The organism is Kitasatospora sp. NPDC048298 (genome assembly GCF_043201465.1).
In the GTDB taxonomy this organism is placed as follows: Bacteria; Actinomycetota; Actinomycetes; order Streptomycetales; family Streptomycetaceae; genus Kitasatospora.
The window spans coordinates 1-1,390 of the sequence record NZ_JBICYZ010000173.1 but is presented as its reverse complement, the minus strand read 5'-3'; the positions used below and the strand labels follow the sequence as shown (position 1 = coordinate 1,390).

The following is a 1,390-nucleotide window of genomic DNA, read 5'->3' as shown; positions in this document are numbered from 1 at the left end:
GCGGGCTGTCCGCGGCCTGGCCCTCGGTCAGGACGAACGAAAGCGGGCGGCACTTCCGGTCGCCGGCGCAATGAACCTTGCTGGTCTGCCCGCCCCTGGACCGTCCGATCAGGGCTTCCTTCAGAAGCCGTTGTCTTTCCGATCGTGACGGGTGCGTTTCCGCTGGTCAGGCATAGTGCCGGCGCCTCGGTGGCAGAGACGGGGTGTCGTGTCGTCTTCGGTGGAGGTGCCGAATGCCGTCGGTGATGGGGCTGCTGAAGGAGCGCGAGCGTGCTGCTCGGCAGCGGGTGGAGGTTCTGCAGGCCGAGCTGCAGGAGGCGGAAGCCGCGTGGGAGCGGTTCGTGATCGCCCGTCAGACAGTGGCCGAAGTCCTGGCAGAACCTCCTGCAGGCGAGGAGGCGCCGCCGGCAGGGGTGGCCGGTGAACGGCCTGCGCGGATCGCCGGGGCGGTGCCCGGATCGGTGGTTCCCGCCTGGAAGGAAGGTCTCGCTCTCGACTCGCTGGCGCCGGACTACCAGCGGCTCGTGGAGGTCCTCGCCTGCAGCGGGGAGGAGATGGACTGTCGCCAGCTCGCGGCGGCCTTGGGTCTGGAGGTCGTTGCGGCGAAGGTGGAGGGAGTGCGGTCGAAGGTGAAGCGCCTGGCCGTGCGGGGCTGGCTGGCCGAAGAACGCCCGGGGATGTTCAGCATGGTCGCCGGGCGAGTCGGCGACTCATGACCATGCTCATCGACCACCGGATCACCGCCTCGGAGGTGTCGGTGCGGGTCTCGTAGTCGCGGGCCAGGCGGCGTGAGTGCATCAGCCAGGCGAACGTCCGTTCCACCAGCCACCTTTTCGGCAGCACCACGAAGCCCGTGGCGTCGTCGGTGCGTCTGACCACCGTCAGCGCGATCCGCAGGGCCTCCCGGGCGAGGTCGACCAGGCGTCCGGTGTAGCCGCCGTCGGCCCACACCAGTGAGATGCGCCAGTGCCGCTCGCGCAGCCGCTCCAACAGTGTCCGACCGGCCTCGCGGTCGGTGACGCAGGCAGCGGTCACCATCACGACCAGCAGCAGCCCGAGGGTGTCCACGACGATGTGCCTCTTGCGGCCGTTCACCTTCTTCCCGCCGTCGAACCCCCGGCTGGCAGCCGGCACCGACGCGGCCCCTTTCACCGACTGCGCATCGACGATCCCGGCGGTCGGCTCCGGATCACGGCCCGCGGCACGGCGGACCCGGTCGCGCAGCCGGTCATGGAACTCGGCGACCATGCCCTTGTCCCGCCAGCGCCGGAAGAAGGCGTAGACGCGGTCCCTATTACTGACATCGGCTCGTCAGGGTGAACCTTGGTGAAGTTCCTGATGGGTCTGGAGCAGTGGCTGTATCCGGTGCTGTGTGAGATATGCGGATGGG

At 69.1% G+C, this 1,390-nt stretch carries 1 protein-coding gene and 1 pseudogene; one reads left to right on the top strand and one right to left on the bottom strand.

The annotated features are described in order from the left end of the window. Positions 1–233: 233 nt before the first annotated feature. Positions 234–716 carry a hypothetical protein gene (locus tag ACGF0D_RS44270; protein ID WP_392926260.1) on the top strand — a complete coding sequence of 161 codons (483 nt, stop codon included), beginning with the start codon at positions 234–236 and terminating at the stop codon, positions 714–716. On the opposite strand, the pseudogene ACGF0D_RS44265 reads toward ACGF0D_RS44270, so the two are convergent. Next, positions 682–1,290, bottom strand: a pseudogene (locus ACGF0D_RS44265) (IS5 family transposase); the annotation flags it as partial. The gene ACGF0D_RS44270 and the pseudogene ACGF0D_RS44265 sit on opposite strands and share 35 nt — an antisense overlap. Between the last annotated feature and the right edge of the window lie 100 nt (positions 1,291–1,390).